The sequence below is a fragment of the Streptomyces phytophilus genome (assembly GCF_013870535.1).
Classification (GTDB): Bacteria; Actinomycetota; Actinomycetes; order Streptomycetales; family Streptomycetaceae; genus Streptomyces; species Streptomyces phytophilus.
This window is the reverse complement of sequence record NZ_JACBXC010001362.1, coordinates 1-1,554: the sequence shown is the minus strand read 5'-3', so window position 1 is coordinate 1,554 and position 1,554 is coordinate 1. Positions and strand designations below refer to the sequence as shown.

Genomic DNA, 1,554 nt, shown 5'->3' with positions numbered 1-1,554 from the left:
CCCCGAGCTGCTGGCCGACCTGTTCACCGGCCCCGTGCTGGCCCGCGCCGTGCTGCACCCGGGACAGCCGCTGCCCGCCGGACCCGCCGCGCAGGTCGTCGACGCCGTGCTGGACGGCCTGCGTTCACCTGACCGATGAAATGTCCCGGTTTCGCTACGGTGACCTTCCGGCGGGCCCCGCCCGCAACTCGCGGCACCGTCCCGTTCGTCAGGTAGGGGACAGCGGGGGCAGACCGGCAAGTGCAGTGACGTGAGGAACAGCGCATGACGCAGGTGGACATGGCGGAGACCGGCCGCGGCACCGGAAGGGCGCACGCGGCCGCCTCCGCGGAGTCGCGCGCGGTGTACTGGCGCCGCCGGCTCCGCGAGGGCCTGGGCCCCGGCACCTGGCGCCGCGGCCTGGTGGTCGCCGCGCTCGCGCTGCTCGACGGCATCGTGATGATGGGTCACGCGGCGATCCCCAACCGGGTCGGCAACCTGGGCAGCCTGGTCGAGACGTTCCTGCCGTGGTTCGGCCTCGCCGTCCCGGTGCTGCTGGTGTGCGCGCTGTGGCGGCGGTCGCTGACCGCCGTGTGCGCGCTGGTGCTGCCGGTGTTCGTCTGGTTCAACCTCTTCGGCGGGCTGCTCACCGACAAGTCCGGGGGCGGCGGCGACCTCACCGTCGTCAGCCACAACGTCGCCGAGGAGAACACCGACGCCCCCGGCACCGCGCGCAAGCTGGTGGAGTCCGGCGCCGACGTGCTCGCCCTCCAGGAGGTCACGCAGGACAACAGGGCGGCGTACGAGGACGGGCTCGCGAGGGCGTACCCGTACCACAAGGTGGCGGGCACGGTCGGGGTGTGGAGCAAGTACCCGCTGTCGGACACCCGGTCCGTGGACATCCACATGGGCTGGACCCGCGCCCTGCGCACCACCGTCGCCACCGACGGCGGCCCGCTCGCGCTCTACACCGCCCACCTGCCCTCCGTGCGGGTGAAGCTCGACGCCGGGTTCACGGCCAACCAGCGCGACGCGAGCGCCGACGCCCTCGGCGAGGCCATCAAGAACGAGCCCGTCGAGCGCGTGCTGCTCCTCGGCGACCTCAACGGCACGATGAACGACCGGGCGCTGGCGAACATCACCTCGCAGGTGCGCTCCGCGCAGGGCGCGGCGGGCAGCGGCTTCGGCTTCAGCTGGCCGGCGGACTTCCCGATGGCGCGGATCGACCAGATCCTGCTGCGCGGCGTGGAGCCGGTCAGCTCCGACGTGCTGGGCGAGACGGGCAGCGACCACCTCCCGGTACGGGCCTCGGTGAACCTCTGACGCCCGTACCCGCGCGGCTCGCTCAGCGGGGCACGGCAGCGCGGGCCTCGTCGAGCGCGGCCACCGCGGTCTCGATGTCGGCGGCGCGGGTGCGGTGGCTGGTGACGCAGAGCCGGATCGCGGGGCGGCCGTCGAGCCGCACGGTGCTGATCCAGGCCCGCCCGCCGCGTACGACGTGGGCGACGACCGCGGCGTGCCACCTGCCGCTCTGCTCGGGCCCGCGCGCGTCCGCCCCGGGGTCCGCGACGCACA

Annotated in this window: 2 protein-coding genes; one reads left to right on the top strand and one right to left on the bottom strand. The window is 74.3% G+C overall.

Annotated elements, in window-relative coordinates:
* Window positions 1-264 precede the first annotated feature (264 nt).
* On the top strand, window positions 265-1,302 hold the full coding sequence (locus tag H5J30_RS32395; RefSeq protein WP_181791216.1) for an endonuclease/exonuclease/phosphatase family protein: 1,038 nt from the start codon (window positions 265-267) through the stop codon (window positions 1,300-1,302).
* Between the two features lie 22 nt (window positions 1,303-1,324).
* Here H5J30_RS32395 and H5J30_RS32390 read toward each other — a convergent pair.
* On the bottom strand, window positions 1,325-1,554 hold a 230-nt coding region (locus H5J30_RS32390), incomplete at its 5' end, for a hypothetical protein (protein WP_220189570.1).

Excerpts from the sequence above, each read along its gene's own strand:
- H5J30_RS32395 (WP_181791216.1), top strand. The coding sequence starts at position 265 with ATGACGCAGGTGGACATGGCGGAGACCGGCCGCGGCACCGGAAGGGCG.